At 72.8% G+C, this 14,470-nt stretch carries 12 protein-coding genes; 2 read left to right on the plus strand and 10 right to left on the minus strand.

The window, feature by feature from the left end; translation table 11 throughout:
- Window positions 1-202 precede the first annotated feature (202 nt).
- From AB0C36_RS03380 to AB0C36_RS03390, 3 genes are all read right to left on the minus strand, one after another.
- On the minus strand, window positions 203-3,097 hold the full coding sequence (locus AB0C36_RS03380) for a PQQ-dependent sugar dehydrogenase (protein WP_358348495.1): 2,895 nt from the start codon (window positions 3,095-3,097) through the stop codon (window positions 203-205).
- A 115-nt stretch (window positions 3,098-3,212) separates the two neighbouring features.
- Complete coding sequence (locus tag AB0C36_RS03385) at window positions 3,213-4,187, minus strand: terpene synthase family protein (protein ID WP_358348557.1); 975 nt, start codon at window positions 4,185-4,187, stop codon at window positions 3,213-3,215.
- 174 nt (window positions 4,188-4,361) lie between these two features.
- Window positions 4,362-4,763 carry a DUF952 domain-containing protein gene (locus AB0C36_RS03390; RefSeq protein ID WP_358348497.1) on the minus strand — a complete coding sequence of 134 codons (402 nt, stop codon included), beginning with the start codon at window positions 4,761-4,763 and terminating at the stop codon, window positions 4,362-4,364.
- A 29-nt stretch (window positions 4,764-4,792) separates the two neighbouring features.
- Between AB0C36_RS03390 and AB0C36_RS03395 the strand changes: the two genes are divergently transcribed.
- On the plus strand, window positions 4,793-5,200 hold the full coding sequence (locus tag AB0C36_RS03395; protein ID WP_358348499.1) for a PPOX class F420-dependent oxidoreductase: 408 nt from the start codon (window positions 4,793-4,795) through the stop codon (window positions 5,198-5,200).
- Between the two features lie 542 nt (window positions 5,201-5,742).
- Here the strand turns inward: AB0C36_RS03395 and AB0C36_RS03400 are convergent.
- The 5 genes from AB0C36_RS03400 to AB0C36_RS03420 form a co-directional block, all read right to left on the minus strand.
- Entirely contained in the window at window positions 5,743-6,864 is a 1,122-nt protein-coding gene (locus tag AB0C36_RS03400; protein ID WP_358348559.1) for a threonine aldolase family protein, read from the minus strand.
- 38 nt (window positions 6,865-6,902) lie between these two features.
- Window positions 6,903-7,811 carry an SDR family NAD(P)-dependent oxidoreductase gene (locus AB0C36_RS03405; protein ID WP_358348501.1) on the minus strand — a complete coding sequence of 303 codons (909 nt, stop codon included), beginning with the start codon at window positions 7,809-7,811 and terminating at the stop codon, window positions 6,903-6,905.
- Window positions 7,808-9,166, minus strand: a complete 1,359-nt coding sequence (locus AB0C36_RS03410) for a DUF6421 family protein (protein ID WP_358348503.1) — start codon at window positions 9,164-9,166, stop codon at window positions 7,808-7,810. Before AB0C36_RS03410 ends, AB0C36_RS03405 begins: the two co-directional genes overlap by 4 nt.
- A gap of 316 nt (window positions 9,167-9,482) precedes the next feature.
- On the minus strand, window positions 9,483-10,352 hold the full coding sequence (locus tag AB0C36_RS03415; protein WP_358348506.1) for a polysaccharide deacetylase family protein: 870 nt from the start codon (window positions 10,350-10,352) through the stop codon (window positions 9,483-9,485).
- 64 nt (window positions 10,353-10,416) lie between these two features.
- On the minus strand, window positions 10,417-11,379 hold the full coding sequence (locus AB0C36_RS03420) for an oxidoreductase (protein ID WP_358348509.1): 963 nt from the start codon (window positions 11,377-11,379) through the stop codon (window positions 10,417-10,419).
- Window positions 11,380-11,601: 222 nt separating this feature from the next.
- On the opposite strand from AB0C36_RS03420, the gene AB0C36_RS03425 reads away from it, so the two are divergent.
- On the plus strand, window positions 11,602-12,393 hold the full coding sequence (locus AB0C36_RS03425; protein ID WP_358348512.1) for a class I SAM-dependent methyltransferase: 792 nt from the start codon (window positions 11,602-11,604) through the stop codon (window positions 12,391-12,393).
- Here AB0C36_RS03425 and AB0C36_RS03430 read toward each other — a convergent pair.
- Together AB0C36_RS03430 and AB0C36_RS03435 are read right to left on the minus strand one after the other, a co-directional pair.
- Window positions 12,365-13,270: a GNAT family N-acetyltransferase gene (locus AB0C36_RS03430; protein ID WP_358348515.1), complete on the minus strand. Its 906-nt coding sequence runs from the start codon at window positions 13,268-13,270 to the stop codon at window positions 12,365-12,367. The genes AB0C36_RS03425 and AB0C36_RS03430 overlap by 29 nt on opposite strands.
- A 51-nt stretch (window positions 13,271-13,321) precedes the next feature.
- A complete protein-coding gene (locus AB0C36_RS03435; RefSeq protein ID WP_358348518.1) occupies window positions 13,322-14,212 on the minus strand; it encodes an SCO6745 family protein in 891 nt (296 codons plus the stop codon).
- Between the last annotated feature and the right edge of the window lie 258 nt (window positions 14,213-14,470).

Here is a 14,470-nt window from a genome sequence, read left to right on the forward strand (position 1 = left end):
GTTTGGCGTTTGGCGTTTGGCGTTTGGCGTTTGCCGTTTGCGCGGTTCGCCAGGTGCGCCGTTCGTCGTTGCGCCGACGCTGATTGCCGACGCCGTACGTCGCGAGCGGGGAGGCTCGCGGCGTACGGCGCACTCGGCTGCCGCCACGCGCCCGGCCGGGGCCAGGTGTCAGGTGCCTGATGCCGGAGTGCCGCGGCGGTTGTCAGTACCGGCGGTCCACCACCGCCCCGGTCGCCGCCGTCCACACGATGTACCCGAACTGGAAGTCCGACCTGCGGCCGCCCGGCACCGCGTACTCGTCGCTCGTCGGGTAGCCGAGATAGGAACGCTCGGCGCCGCGTGCGGTCCACCGGGTCCGGATCAGGCCGTGCACCTCGTGCGCGCCGGTCGCGGGCGACCACAAGACGGCGCCGCCCTCGAACGTGTTGGCGCGGCCGCGGCCGTCCGCCGTGGGCGTCTCGTCGGTGGTCGGGAAGCCGAGGATGCCGCCGTCCCAGCCGAACTGGCCGTACTTCGTGAAGATCGCGCCGTACACGCTGCGTGCGCCGGTCGAGCTCTTCCAGTAGACGGCGCCGTTCTGGAAGTTGTTGTAGCGGCCCGCTCCGCTGCGCGTCGTGGCCTCGTCGGTGGTCGGGTAGCCGTTCGGCCCGCGCTCCCAGCCGAGCGCCGCCCACTTGCTGCGGATCGCGCCATAGACGAGATGCGCCCCGGTGCCGGGCGTCCAGTACGACGACGCGCCGTTCGCAAAGTGGTTGAAGCGCCCGACCCCGTCCGGGGTACGCGTCTCGTCGGTGAGTGGTGCGCCGAACACCGGGGCGCCGCCGCCCGCGAGGTAGTTGCCGAGGATCATGCCGTGCACCTCGTGCACCCCCGTCGCGGGCGTCCAGTACGCACGTCCGCCCGCGAAGTCCCGGTGGCGCAGCGCCGCGTCGCCCGTCTCCGGCCCCGTCGGCGCGCCGAGCAGCGTGCGGAAGGCGGCGTCCGTCGCGTACCGCCGGTCGATCGGGGTCAGGTAGTTCGTGGTCAGCGTGACGTCGCCGTCGGGCATGACGAGCTCGCGTGACCTGGACCCGCCGTCCGCCCACGACGCGAAGGTGGCTACCCCGTCGACCGCGACCTCGGGGGCTATCACCGTGACCCGCGCCCCGACCGTCAGCGGCACGCTCCGCACGGCCATGGCGTTGACCGTCACCGCGGCGGGGGTGGTGCCCGCGATCGTGAGGGTGCGGAGTTTGGGCTTGGCCGTGTAGGTCGTACTGGCCACCACGCCGTCGCCGTCCGTCGCGGACGCGGTGACGACCAGACTCGTGTTGTCGCCGTGGTCGGTGAACGGCACCGCGTATGCGGGCCCGTCGAACGACGTGCCCACGTGGTCGTGGCAGTACGGGCCGCTGCAGTGCAGGATCGTCGAGGTCCAGCGGATCGCGAGCGGACCGCTCTCGGCGTCGGTCGCGCTCGCGGTCAGGTGCACCGGGTCGCCGACCTTGAACACCGTGCCCGGCGGCGGTGTGGTGAGCGTCAGCACCGGCGCGTTGTTCGCCGGAACGACGGTGACCTCCACGGTGTTCGCGGCGCCCGAGGGGTCGCGCACGGTCAGCCGCGCGGTGAGCGGGCTGGTGCCCGGAGCCGCGTACGTGTGGCTCACCCGGAGCCCCGTCGCACCGGTGCCGTCGCCGAACTCCCAGGTGTACGTGAGCGGATCGCCGTCGAGGTCGGTCGAGCCGCCGCCGTCGAAGGTCACCGTGCGGGTGGCGGCGTCGGTGGTCGTGGTGGCCTGGGCGGTAGGGGCTCGGTTGCCCGGGGCGTAGACGAGCCGGCGCAGCTTGGCACCGACGATGTCGGCGTAGACGATGTCGCCGTTGACCGCGGTGCCGAACTTGACCGGGGCGCCGATGCCGGTGCCGAAGCCGCCGGCCTCGGGGGGCCGGGTGAGGTTGCCGGCGGCGTCGTACTTGAGCGTGTATAGGCGGTTGGAGCTGTAGTCGCCGAAGAAGTACGCGCCCCGGTAGGCCGCGGGATAGGAGCTCCCGGTGTAGACGACCCCGCCGGTGACGGCGGTGCCCTGCGGGCCGTGCACGTACGTCCACAGCGGCTTGGCGCCGCCCACGCCGCGGCAGGCGTCGAGGTCGGCGTACCCGGGCGAAGGTGCGTTGCCCTCGCGGCAGGGCCAGCCGTAATTGGAACCGGGCCGGATCAGGTTGACCTCCTCCCAGGTGAAGAAGCCGACGTCGCCGAGGACCGGGGCTCCGGTGGCGGGATCGAGGCTGAAGCGGAAGGGGCTGCGGAAGCCGTACGCGTGGATCCGGCTGCGCCACGACGTGGGGTTCGCCGCGTCGTAGAACGGGTTGTCGGGCACGCCGCGCCCGTCCGGGTACATGTGGATCAACTTGCCGTAGCCGCCGGAGAGATCCTGCGCGCGGAAGGCGAGCGGGTCGACGAAGCGGTAGTCGGCGCTGTCGCCGATGGAGACCCACAGCGTGCCGTCGGGGGCGGCGATGATCGTGGTGATGGTGTGGGTGTGCGCGTTGGCCACAAGGTCGATGAGGACGCGCGGGTTGGTGAGCCCGCTCGGCTCGCCGGTTCCGGACCCGGCCCCGGTCCCGGTCCCAGTCCCAGTCCCAGTCACTGTCCATGACTCCAGACGCAGATGCCAGACCCCGTCGACGGTGACGACGCGCGAGGTGTAGATCGTGCGCGAGGTGTTGTAGTCGTGGGCGACCGCGAGCCCGACGAGACCGAGGTCCTGCTCGGTGGTGACCGGCAGTTGGGCGACGGTGCGGGCGGCGCCCGCCGAGGACACCCAGGCGACCCGGCCGTTCTTGCCGGTCGTGAAGTAGCCGCCGTCCGGCGTCCACGCGAAGTCGGTCAGCAGCTCGGATTGCCCGGTGGGCATGTCGCGCAGTTGGAAGCCGACCGGCAGCGCGGGCGCCGCCGACGCGGTGCCGCCGCCCCTGAGGACGACAAGGGGTATGGCGAGGAGCGCGGCGAGCAGGACGGTGAGGACGGCTCTTACAGGTCTTACGGCCCTTACGGGCCAGACGGCTCTTACAGGTCTTACGGCTCGTGCGGCGGATATATCGGCGGGCTTTGCGTCCATGAAGGCCCCCAAAGAAGGACATACGCCTGCGTACTGCGTATGACGCTTCCGGCAAGGGGCTTGGTTGTGCGGTTGCGGACGGTTTGTCGGGGCGGGGCCTGGGGCGGTACTGGCTTCAGCCGACTGGCACGGTTCGTGCCGTGATATGTGACGCGGCCAGGGCGTCGTGGCGGGCGGCGTTGCGGCGGTGCAGCGCGCCGACCCACTCGGCCGCCGCCTCCGCCTGCCGCAGGGTGGCCGGGGCCACGCCGAGAATCCGGTGCAACTCGCGTACGCCGTGGTCGAGTTGGGTGCGCCAGGCACCGAACAGGACGGTCGCGCTCTGGAACGCGGTGGGTACGGAGTGGCCGTACTCGCGCATGAGGACCGGTACGAGAGAGAGGCGCGCACCGGTCTCGATGGCACGCGGGTAGCCGGCGAGGTCCTCGTCGACGCCGACCAGCAGGCCGGCCAGTTCGTCGAGCGGCGGTACGCCTTCCGCGATCGGGCCGCCGGGACCGCCGAGGGCGGGGTCGAGGCGGTGCAGCACGGTGAGCATCGGGACGGCGGTCCGGTCGACGCGGTTGTCCAGGAACTCGGCAAGGCCCGGCGACGTGTCGGCGGCCAGCCACTGCTGCTCACGGCAGGCTGCCACGGTGTGCCGGGCCAGCGCGTCGGCGAGTTCGGGCAGCAGCCCGGCACCGTCGGCCGCCACGATGCGCTCGTAGATGTCGGTGAGAGCGAGGTGCAGCGCGTCTGCCCCGGTCGTGTAGCCGTCCTTCAGCACGGACACCAGGGACGCGCAGTAGTCCGCGTCCCAGCCGACGGTCTCCGCGCGGTCGGCGAGTACCGCGAGCCAGGTCGCGAACAGCGCTCCGACGCGCAGCACTCCGATGGGCGCGTCGCGCATCACCTCCGCGACGGGGACGGCGGGGTGCGTACGGTCCACCTCGCCGCCTTCACCCAAGGCGTGCAGGCCCATGCGCTGTGCCCACGCGCGCGTCTCGTCCGCCACGGTCCCGCCCTCGGGATGCGGCTCGACGCGCGGACACCGCGTGCCCACATGCGTCATCGCCTCGGTGACAAGCGAGTCGACGTCGCCCCGGGGCACGGTCAAGCCCCTCTGCTGCTGTTGCTGGTAGCCGGCTTCATGGCCATTGGCCTGCCACGGAGTGGCGCTCCCGAAACGGCGTACGTCGCCGACACACTCGGGCGGCCTAACGCCGGACGCCGCGGGGGCGCCAAGCGGGCGAAGGACGGCAGGCGGAGAAGGGGTGACGGCGCGTCAGAGGCGGGAGAGCGCTTCGGCCACGGCCCGGGCCACCGCGTCGCCGGGGCTCTCGCGGTCCGCGGCTTCGGCGTCGTCCGCCGGCACCAGGTCGGGGAGTTCGGCCACCCTGGTGACGGCGTCGGCGGGGAGGTCGCCGTACAAGTGCGGGAACAGGTCACCGCCGCGCGAGGGTTCCCAGCGCAGCGCGTCGCCGAGGCGGTTCGTGTCGACGGCAAGCAGGGTGAGCCCGGTGCGTCCCGCGAAGTGGCGGCGCGCCGTCTCGCCGACCTGGGCGGCCGTCGAGAAGTGGATGTACCCGTCGCGGCGGTCGACGTCGGATCCGGCGAACACCCCAGCGGCTTCGGCACTTTCCCACTCCGGGGTGGACAGCAGTTTGTAGATCACCGAAGGGTCCATGAACCGAGCGTACGGCGTATGGTTCGGCCATGGCTTTCGACCCTGCGGAGACCGAGCGCGAGTTGGCGCGGCTCGGTGCGGCGAAGTATCTGCTCCTGACGACCTACCGCAAGGATGGCAGCCCCGTGCCCACACCCGTATGGGTGGCACGGGACGAGGGGACCCTGGTGGTCTGGACAGCCGGGGCCACGGCCAAAGTGCGACGGCTGCGCCGGGACCCGCGTGTCGAGCTGGCCGAGTGCACGTTCAAGGGCGCGCCCCTGGGCCCCGGGATTGCCGGGACCGGGCGCGTTCTGGACGACTTGGAGGCGAGCGACAAGGTGCGCGCCCTGATCAAGAAGAAGTACGGCGTGACCGGCTGGCTGACCGTGCAGGCGAGCGTCCTGCGGCGCGGTCGGTCCGGAACCCTGGGGATCGAACTGACACTGACGGGATAAGGCGGCGAGGAGCGGGCGGCCGGGCGTGGCGGCCGGGCGACGCGGCCGGGCCGGGCGACGCGGCCGGGCGACGCGGCCGGGCCGGGCGAGGCGGCCGGGCGACGCGGCCGGGCCGGGCGAGGCGGCCGGGCGACGCCGACGTGTACGTGAGGCGGCGGGCGGTGTGAGGCGGGCAGGGTGCGACAGGCGGCACCCGCGGCCCGGCCGAGCGCATGTTCGACCGGGCCGCGGTCTGCCGGCCCCGCAAGGGTGAGCCCGTGACGATCGAGTTCCGCCGATCGTTGGCGGAACAAGGAGCCACACCGCACAGCCACACGACAGGTCACGACTTGCTCTACTTAGTGGGCGCAGGTGGGTGGTGAGCTGGGCCCGGCGAGCGGCGCGGCCGGTGGGCCGCGCCGCTCGGCAACGACCCTCGCCGACGCGCTCGGACCGCATGTTGAGCGGCCGCGAACCGGCTCCCGCCCCCGGGAACGCTTCCCTGCTCCCTGGTTCCCGCTCGGCCGTAGCGCGTTCGTCCCTTCCCCGCTCCCCCGCTCGGGCTACTCGGTCAGTTCTTCGCGTACGGCTGCGGCGAAGGTGTCGATGTCGGCCTCGGTGGTGTCGAACGCGGTCATCCAGCGCACCTCGCCGGTGGACTCGTCCCACGTGTAGAAGCGGAAGCGCTTCTGCAGGCGCTCGGTGGCCTCGGCGGGGAGCACGGCGAAGACCGCGTTCGAGCGCACCGGGCGGGTGAGCGCCACGCCCGGGATGTCGCGGACCGCGTCGGCGAGGCGCGCGGCCATCGCGTTGGCGTGCGAGGCGTTGCGCAGCCACAGGTCGCCCGCGAGCAGCGCCTCGAACTGCACGGAGACGAACCGCATCTTCGACGCGAGCTGCATCGAGAGCTTGCGCAGGTAGTCGAGGCCGCGGACCGCGTCGGGGTTGAGCACGACGACGGCCTCGCCGAACATCAGGCCGTTCTTCGTCCCGCCGAACGACATGATGTCCACGCCCGCGTCGGTGCTCAGCGCGCGCAGCGGCACGCCCAGCGACGCCGCCGCGTTGGCCAGCCGCGCGCCGTCGAGGTGCACGAGCATGCCCTGGTCGTGCGCGTGGCGGCAGATCTCCGCGATCTCCTCGGGCGAGTAGACGGTGCCCAGTTCGGTGCTCTCGGCGATGGACACCACGCGCGGCTGCGCCCGGTGCTGGTCGCCCCAGCCCCACGCCTGACGGTCGATCAGCTCGGGCGTCAGGCGGCCGTCCTCGGTGGGCACCGTCAGGAGCTTGAGGCCGGCGAGCTTCTCCGGAGCGCCGCACTCGTCGACGTGGATGTGCGCGCTCTCGGCGCAGATCACCGACTCCCAGCGGGTGGTGACCGCCTGCAGCGCGACAACGTTGGCCCCGGTGCCGTTGAAGACCGGGTACGCCTGGGCGGACGGCCCGAAGTGCGCCCGGAAGACCTCCTGGAGGTGGGCGGTGTACGCGTCCTCGCCGTACGCGACCTGGTGGCCGCCGTTGGCGAGGGCGACGGCGGCGAGGATCTCCGGGTGCACGCCCGCGTAGTTGTCGCTCGCGAAGCCGCGCGCGGCGGGGTCGTGGCGGCGCTCTGCGTCGGTGGGCCCGAGCCCGGCCGCGTTCCGGGCCGAGCCGGAGACGGCCTGGTTCTCGACCGTCTCGACCATGTCGCCGGGGTCGGAGTCGGAGTCGGGGCGACCGGGGGTTACTGCGTCAGGCACAAGCGCTGTCCGTTCACGTCGTCGGTGGGCCGGTCCCACAGGGCGGCGATTTCTTCGGCAAGGTCGGCCACGTCGGTGTAGCCGGGGAACTTCGCGTCGGGGCGTTCGGCCCGCAACAGGGGCCACACGAGGGCCTTCACGACCAGGATCGCCGCAGCCGGGCCGTCCATGGGCTCGGCGCCGTCGAAGGGCTCGGCACCGACTGCCACGCGCCCGGCCCCTGCGCCGCTGACGTCCGCGCCGACAGCCTCCGCGGCACCACCCGTCGTCGCCCCGCCCGATGCCCCGCCCGTCGCCCCGCCTGTCGTCGCCCTGTCGCTCCCGGGCCGTTCGGCGGCCCGGTCCCTGCGCAGCCTACGGAACGAGTCGGCCATCGCAAGGGTCCAGGTCTCGGCGGCGGACTTCGCGGCGGCGTACCCCGCGTTGCCTGCCGTGGGCTTGGCGGCGGCGGTCGCGGAGACCAGCACGAACCGGCCGTGCGGTGCGCGCGCGAGGGCGTCGTGGAACGCCAGCGAGGTGTTCTGCACGGTGCGGACAAGGAGCTTGTGCAGGAACTCCCAGTCCTCGATCGTGTTGTCGCCGAACTCCTTGCCGCCGCGCCAACCGCCCACGAGGTGCACCAGGCCGTCGACGCGACCGTGGCGGTCCTCGATCTCGTCGGCCCAGGCGCGCGTCGCGGCGCCGTCGGTCAGGTCGACGATCGTGCCGTGCGCGCGGCCGCGCGGTGCGAGGGCGACGGTCTCGTCCAGGCGGTCCTGGGCGGCGTCGGCAGCCTCGACGATCGCGCCGGCCCGCGCGAGCCGGCGTACGACCGCCTGCCCGGCCGGTCCGCCGGCGCCGGCCACCGCGATGACGGAGCCCTCGGGCAGCAGTCGGAATCCGTCGGGGGTCATCGGTCGGTACCTCCCACAATGCCCCGAGTGGATGCGATGACGTCGGCGAGCCTGCGGCGCAGGCCCTCGTAGAACATGCTGAGCGGGAACTCGTCCGGCAGGACGGCATCCACCAGGTGTTTGGGCGGGCCGTCGAGCGGCAGCGCGTCGGGCCCCTTGGCCCAGGTGGATCCCGGGTGCGCCGGCACGTACGCCGTCACCAGCTCGTACGCGGCCATCCAGTGCGCGACGCGCGAGCGGTCCACGCCGCGCCGGTACAGCTCGTCCACCTCGTCGCCGAGGGCGATCACGGCGGCGGTGACCTCGTCCCAGTCGATGGTCAGCTTGCCGTCGTGCCATTCGACGACGCCGGCGCGGTGCAGGTAGGCGAACAGCAGTTGCCCGCCGAGGCCGTCGTAGTTGCGTACGCGCCCGCCTGTGACGGGGAAGCGGAACAGGCGGTCGAACAGCACCGCGTACTGCACGTGGCGGGCCGCGGTGACGCCGTGGCGCTCCAGCGCGACCGCCTCGCGGAAGGCGGTGAGGTCGCAGCGCAGTTCCTCCAGCGCGTACATCCAGAACGGCATGCGCTGCTTGATCATGAAGGGGTCGAACGGCAGGTGACCGCGGCTGTGCGTGCGGTCGTGGATGAGGTCCCACAGCACGAACGCGTCCTGCGCGAGCCCCTGGTCGGCGACCAGCTCGGCGGCGTCCTCGGGCAGGTCGACACCGAGGCTGTCGGCGGCGGCGCGGGTCACGCGGCGGAAGCGGGCGGCCTCGCGGTCGCAGAAGATCCCGCCCCACGTGAAGCGCGGCACCTCGCGCATGGCGACGGTCTCGGGGAACAGCACCGCCGAGTCGGTGTCGTAGCCGTCGGTGAAGTCGACGAACGCGATCGGCACGAACATCGGGTTGTCGTACTGCGCGGACTCCAGCTCGGCGAGCCATTCCGGCCACACGACGCGGACGAGGACGGCCTCGATGTTGCGGTCGGGGTTGCCGTTCTGCGTGTACATGGGGAACACGACGAGGTGCTCCAGGCCGTCGTGCCGGTCCAGCTCCGGCCGGAAGGCGAGCAGCGCGTCGAGGAAGTCGGGCACCGCGAAGCCGCCGTCGGCCCAGCGCCCGAAGTCGCGCACGACCGCGTCGAGGTACGCGGCGTCGTGCGGCAGCAGCGCGGACAGCTCGGCGACGGCGCCGGTGATCTCCGCCGTCAGGTCGCGGGCGCGGCCCAGGTCCTGCGCGGATCCGTCGATCGAGCCGTCGGCGGACTGCATCGGGCGCAGTTCGGCGACCGCCGCCTTCAGACGCGGCCATGCGGAGTGTGTCGCCGCGGATCCCGTCGGGGCGGGCCGGACGGTTGTTGCTGTGACCATGACACCCCTCGTAGGCAGGACGATAGTTCTCGTTAAGGAATTATAAAGCCGAAGATTCTTCGGTTTCAAGTTGCTTTGACGCTCAATCCTCCTGTCAAAGTGCCTCTTGACGGACAGGGTGACGAAATGGCCCTAAGTCCGGCAGCCCCCTGCCGAGGGCATGCGTCCCTTCAACTCGGCTCACGGACGACTACCTACAGTGAACGGCCCGGTTCCGCTGGGCGCGCGCGTTGCGCAGCCGTGGGAGTGACGCAGGCGTGCGATCGACGCAGCGACGGGAGGGACGCAGCCGTGGGAGTGACGGGAGTGACGCGCCTCAGGCCGCCGCGGGGGCGAACAACGCGCTCGCTGTGACGGGACGCAGGCCCCGTACGCGCAGTCCGTCCAGGATCGCGGGCAGTGCGGCGGTCGTGCCGTCGTGCCCGAAATGCAGGCTGACCACATCGCCCGGGGCCACCTTGTCGAGCACGTTGCGCACCACGGCCGCCGAGCCCGGCTCGGTGTGGTCGCGCGAGTCGAGGCTGTACGCGAGACACGTGGGATACCCGGCGCGGGCGGCCTGCGCCTTCACGACGGCGTTGGCGTACTGCGTCTGCGATGGCCGGAACCAGCGCCCGTGCGAGCCGGTCAGGGCGGTCAGCCGGGCGGCGCAGGCGGCAATCTCGCGGTACGCGGTCTCGGCGTCCATCGACAGCATGTCGAGGTGGTTCTCACTGTGGTTGCCCAGCTCGTGCCCGCCCGCGAGGACCCGGCCGGCCATCGCCGGGTACTCGCCGAGCCACGTGCCCACCGCGAGCACGGTGACCCCGACCCGGGCCCGTTCGACGACCGCGAGCAGGCGTTCCACCCCGGCCGGCTCGCCCTGCCCGTGGAACGTGAGCGCCACCTCCGGCCGCCCGGTGCCGGCCCGGGCGACTTCGGCGGGCAGCGCGACCGGGGCGGGCAGGGCGCCCGCAGCGGGCGGCGCCGAGCCCGGTGGGACCGACGCGGCACCGGGGTGCGGGGCCGCCGCCGAGCGCCCGGGTTCCGGCGCACCCGACGCCGAGAGAGGGTCGCCCGGGGCCTTCCCGCCCCGGGCCGTGTCGTCACCCGCTCCGCACCCGGACGCGACAACTCCGGCGGCCGCCGCCGCGACACCCTTGATCAGACTCCGCCGGTTGATCGGACTCCGTCGGTCGACACCCATGCGGGGCACGCTAGGCGTCCGACGTGCGCCGACCGCCGCGACACGGCCCTGTCGGCCCCGGAGATCAGCCGAACGAGTCCACGCCCGTGAGCTCGGCCGACAGCGTCCACAGCCGCGCGGCGGCGTCGCGGTCCACCGCCCACGGCTTCACGCCCCCGACCAACATGTCCTCGGTCTCCGCGGGCTCGGCGACATCGCAGTCCTGGCAGTACGCGCCGCCGTAGCCGTCCAGCAACGGCGACGTCGCGGCCCAGAGTGCGGTCGCGGCGCCCTGCTCCGGCGACTTGAAGCCGGCCGGCGTGGTCCCGTCGGCGGTGATCCAGCCCTGGGCCACCTGCTCCCCCCGTGGGACGTGGCGTTGCAGCGGCGTGAGGATGCTGCCTGGATGAACCGCGTGCGCGTGGATCCCGGCGGCCGCGCCCAGGGTGTCGAGGTGCAGGGCGAAGAGGGCGTTGGCGGTCTTCGACTGCGCGTACGCGAGCCATGGGTCGTACGGCTCGTCGCGGAAGTGCGGGTCGTGCCAGCGGATGTCCGACAGGAAGTGCCCGGACGACGCGACCGCGACCACCCGCGCGCGCTCCGGCGACAGCGCCGGGCGCAGGCGGTTCACGAGGGCGTAGTGCCCGAGGTGGTTGACCGCGAAGTGGGCCTCCCAGCCGGGGCCGACCCGGGTCTCCGGGCACGCCATCACCCCCGCGCCGCAGACCACGATGCCCAGTCGGACGCCGGTGTCGAGCACGTCCTCGGCGAATGCCCGCACCGAGACGAGGTCGGACAGTTCGAGTGTGGCCACGCGCACCTGCGGCAGGTCACGCAACGCCTCCGCGGCCTGCTCCGGCCGGCGCGCCGGCACGATGACGTCGGCCCCGGCGCGTACCAGTGCTCGCGTCGTCGCCAGTCCCAGGCCCGAGTAGCCGCCTGTCACGAGTGCGGTCGTCCCGGCGAGGTCGATTCCGTCCAGTACGTCGTCTGCGGTGCTGCGCGGCCCGAATCCCGAGCCGAGCCGCCGTTGCTGTGTCTTGTGCATCCACGTGACGCTAAAACCTGGAGTGCGCTCCAGGTCAAGGCGCCGTCGGCCGGACTTCGGTGCGCCCGCGGAACTCGGTGCACGCGCCGGAGTCGGGAGTCGGACGGGTAGGTGGAGTCGGTCGGGTAGGCAGAGTCGGTGGAGTCGGTGGAGTCGGTGGAGTCGGTGGAGTCGGTGGACTCGGCGAGGTTGTCGGTGGAGGGGACACTTGTGCGTCCACGTGTGAATTTCGACCAACGGCAGTACGCGGTCTATGCGGCGGGCAGGGCGCTGCTGACCGACACCGTGGCGATGTGGGCCGACGCGTTCGCGCGGCACGCCCCACCCGCCCGGCCGCTCGCGGTCCTCGACCTCGGTTCGGGCACCGGCCGCTTCTCCCCGGTGCTCGCGGAGCGCTTCGGCGGCCCGGTGTTCGGCGTCGAACCGCACGATCGGATGCGCGCGGCGGCGGAGGCGGACGCGACGCACCCCGATGTCACGTACCTCGCCGGAAGCGCCGAGGGGCTTCCGCTGCCGGACGCGTCGTGCGATCTGGTGCTGCTCTATCTGGTGTGGCACCACGTGGTGGACCGGGTGGCGGCGGTGGCGGAGATCGCCCGGGTGCTGCGGCCCGGTGGCCGCGTGCTGCTGCGCGGCGCGTTCCGCGACCGTATGCCCGAACTGCCTTGGCACGGCTGGTTTCCCGGGGCGCGGGCGATCGAGCAGGAGGTGTTCCCGGCGCTCGGCGACGTGACGGCGGAGTTCGGTGCGGCGGGGCTGCGGCGCGTGGTGCTGGAGCGGCTGCGGCAGTGCGTCGCGCCGAACCTCGCGGCGTACGCCGAACGCCTCCGCCTGCGGCCGTACTCGACGTTCGAGCACATGACCGCCGAGGAGACGCGGGCCGGGTTCGCGGCTCTCGACGCGGATCTGGCTGACGACGAGGGCGCGCAACCAGTCGGGGAGGACTGCGACTTGCTCGTACTGGAGCGGGCGGGGGGTGGGCCCTTCACGCGGTCGACGGGGGCAGTGGCGTGACGGTCTTCTCGAACCAGTGGTGCGCGTACGGCTCGTCGTTGAAGGCCGGGACTTCCGCGAAGCCGAACGACCGGTAGAGGCCGATCGCGGCGGTGAGCGTCTTGTTGGTGTCCAGGCGCAGTACGTCGCGGCCCTCGCGGGCGGCGCGCGTCTCCAACTCGGCGAGGAACCTGCGGCCGACGCCCAGGCCTCGTGCCTGCGGGGCGACCCACATGCGCTTGATCTCGGCCGGGGCGTCCGCGGGCAGTTTGAGTCCGGCGCAGCCGACCGCCTCCCCGCGCAGCCGGGCAATCACGAAGGTGCCTTTGGGCGGGCGGAGTTCGCCGGCGTCGGGGAGCAGGCTCCGCCCCGGGTCGAAGCCGCTGTCGAAGCGCTCTGCCAGTTCGGCGAAGTACCGGCCGAGGCAGTAGCGGGCGTCCGGGTGGTCCGGGTCGACGTCGTCCAGCGTCACGGTCGCGGCGGTCAGCAGCCGGTCGACCTCGGCCATTGCGGCGACCAGCCGGGCGCGCTGGGCGGGGTTGAGCGGCTGGAGCAGCGAGCCGGCGAGCGCGTCGCTGCGGTCGTCCAGCGCGGCGCGCTCGGCCCGGCCGGCGTCGGTGAGGCGGACGGTGCGTACGCGCCGGTCCTGCGGCTGCGGCGCCACCGTCACGAGGCCGTCCGCCTCCAGTGAGCGCAGCAGGCGGCTGACGTAGCCCGAGTCGAGGCCGAGTCGTTCGCGCAGCCTGCGTACGTCCTGTCCGTCCTCGCCGACCTCCCACAGCAGCCGGGCCTCGCCGATCGGCCGGCCGCGGCCCAGGTATTCGTCGTGCAATACGCCCACGCGCTCGGTGACCGTGCGGTTGAACCGCCTCACCTGCTCGATCTGCTCGCCGTCCATTCTCTGACTCTAGTCAGGGAATGGACGGGCGGCACCTCCGGGCCCGATCCGCTACCAGACCGGCGCCTTCACGTTGGCGATGCCCAGGGTGTTGGTGCCGGGCAGCAGGCCCGAGAGGATCGCGGCGGTCAGAAACGGGACGTTGAGCTCGACGAGCCGGTCGATGTCGGCCGGGGTCAGGACCCGCCAAGGCGCGGAGGCGAGTTCGTCGGTGCGGCGCTCGATCCGGTCGCGCAGGTCCCGGCCCGTGTCGGTGGCCGAGCCGTCGGCGTCCACGAGTCCCCGCGCCCGCAGCCGCTCGGCCGCGGCCTGCCACTCCTCGGGACTCCACTGGCGGCTTTCGAACGTCTCGACCGGCGCGGCGCCGATCGCCGCGAAGGACACCAGCGCCTCGCAGCCGTCCAGGTCGTTGTCGACGAGGGCGGCGATGTGGCCGTCGCCCCGGTGCTCGCGCAGCAGCGAGATGGCCTGCCACAGGACGAGGTGCGGCTCGTCGGGCCAGGGCAGGTCGGCGGTCGCGGCGGCGAGGGGACGGCCGACCGTGTCGGCGGACTCCGCGGCGCGGCGTACCAGTGCGGCGGCCTCCGCCAGCCCGGGGGTGCCCAACTGGTCGGCCATCAGCGTCCGGTACATCCGGTCGACGCCGCGCAGCCGGGCCGCCAGAACCTGCGCGGGCTCGGCGATCCGCCATGCCGGCTCGACGTGCTCGGCCACCATCGCGGGGCTGAAGCTGTAGAAGGCCGCGGTGACCAGGCGGGGGCCTGCGGCACCGAGGGGGGCGGCACGGAACGGGAAGTACGCCGGCCAGCGGGTCTCGGTGGCGTACCCCAGCGCGGCCGCCTCCTCGAACACCTCGGGAGCGTAGAAGAACGGCGCGAAGACCGGTTCGAGCTGGTGCCACAGCCGTCGAGCGGACTGCCAGTAGTAGACGTCGTCGGTCATGCGGGCGCCTCGCAGCGGGTGAGTGATGTGGACGGTCCGGGGTGGTGGCCCGGGACCGATTCTGCAACCCGCGCGCTGCGCGGCAGCGGCACACGCGCATGCGGATGTCCACTTAGCGCGAGCTTCGCCGAAAAAGCGCGGCCGACGCAGCCCGCGGTCTCAAGCGCGGGGCGGTCTCGCGAACGAGCGATGTCTCGGGACGGGGCGGCCCTGCGAGCGGGGCGGTCTCGGGAGCGGGGCCGTCCCGCACCCCCCTCC

Source organism: Streptodolium elevatio, assembly GCF_040649515.1.
In the GTDB taxonomy this organism is placed as follows: Bacteria; Actinomycetota; Actinomycetes; order Streptomycetales; family Streptomycetaceae; genus Yinghuangia; species Yinghuangia elevatio.

What these genes read in the sequence shown, in the direction of transcription:
- AB0C36_RS03380 (WP_358348495.1), bottom strand. Translation starts at nt 3,097, where the DNA reads ATGGACGCAAAGCCCGCCGATATATCCGCCGCACGAGCCGTAAGACCT.
- AB0C36_RS03390 (WP_358348497.1), bottom strand. Translation starts at nt 4,763, where the DNA reads ATGGACCCTTCGGTGATCTACAAACTGCTGTCCACCCCGGAGTGGGAA.
- AB0C36_RS03395 (WP_358348499.1), top strand. Translation starts at nt 4,793, where the DNA reads ATGGCTTTCGACCCTGCGGAGACCGAGCGCGAGTTGGCGCGGCTCGGT.
- AB0C36_RS03400 (WP_358348559.1), bottom strand. Translation starts at nt 6,864, where the DNA reads ATGGTCGAGACGGTCGAGAACCAGGCCGTCTCCGGCTCGGCCCGGAAC.
- AB0C36_RS03405 (WP_358348501.1), bottom strand. Translation starts at nt 7,811, where the DNA reads ATGACCCCCGACGGATTCCGACTGCTGCCCGAGGGCTCCGTCATCGCG.
- AB0C36_RS03410 (WP_358348503.1), bottom strand. Translation starts at nt 9,166, where the DNA reads ATGGTCACAGCAACAACCGTCCGGCCCGCCCCGACGGGATCCGCGGCG.
- AB0C36_RS03415 (WP_358348506.1), bottom strand. Translation starts at nt 10,352, where the DNA reads ATGGGTGTCGACCGACGGAGTCCGATCAACCGGCGGAGTCTGATCAAG.
- AB0C36_RS03420 (WP_358348509.1), bottom strand. Translation starts at nt 11,379, where the DNA reads ATGCACAAGACACAGCAACGGCGGCTCGGCTCGGGATTCGGGCCGCGC.
- AB0C36_RS03430 (WP_358348515.1), bottom strand. Translation starts at nt 13,270, where the DNA reads ATGGACGGCGAGCAGATCGAGCAGGTGAGGCGGTTCAACCGCACGGTC.
- AB0C36_RS03435 (WP_358348518.1), bottom strand. Translation starts at nt 14,212, where the DNA reads ATGACCGACGACGTCTACTACTGGCAGTCCGCTCGACGGCTGTGGCAC.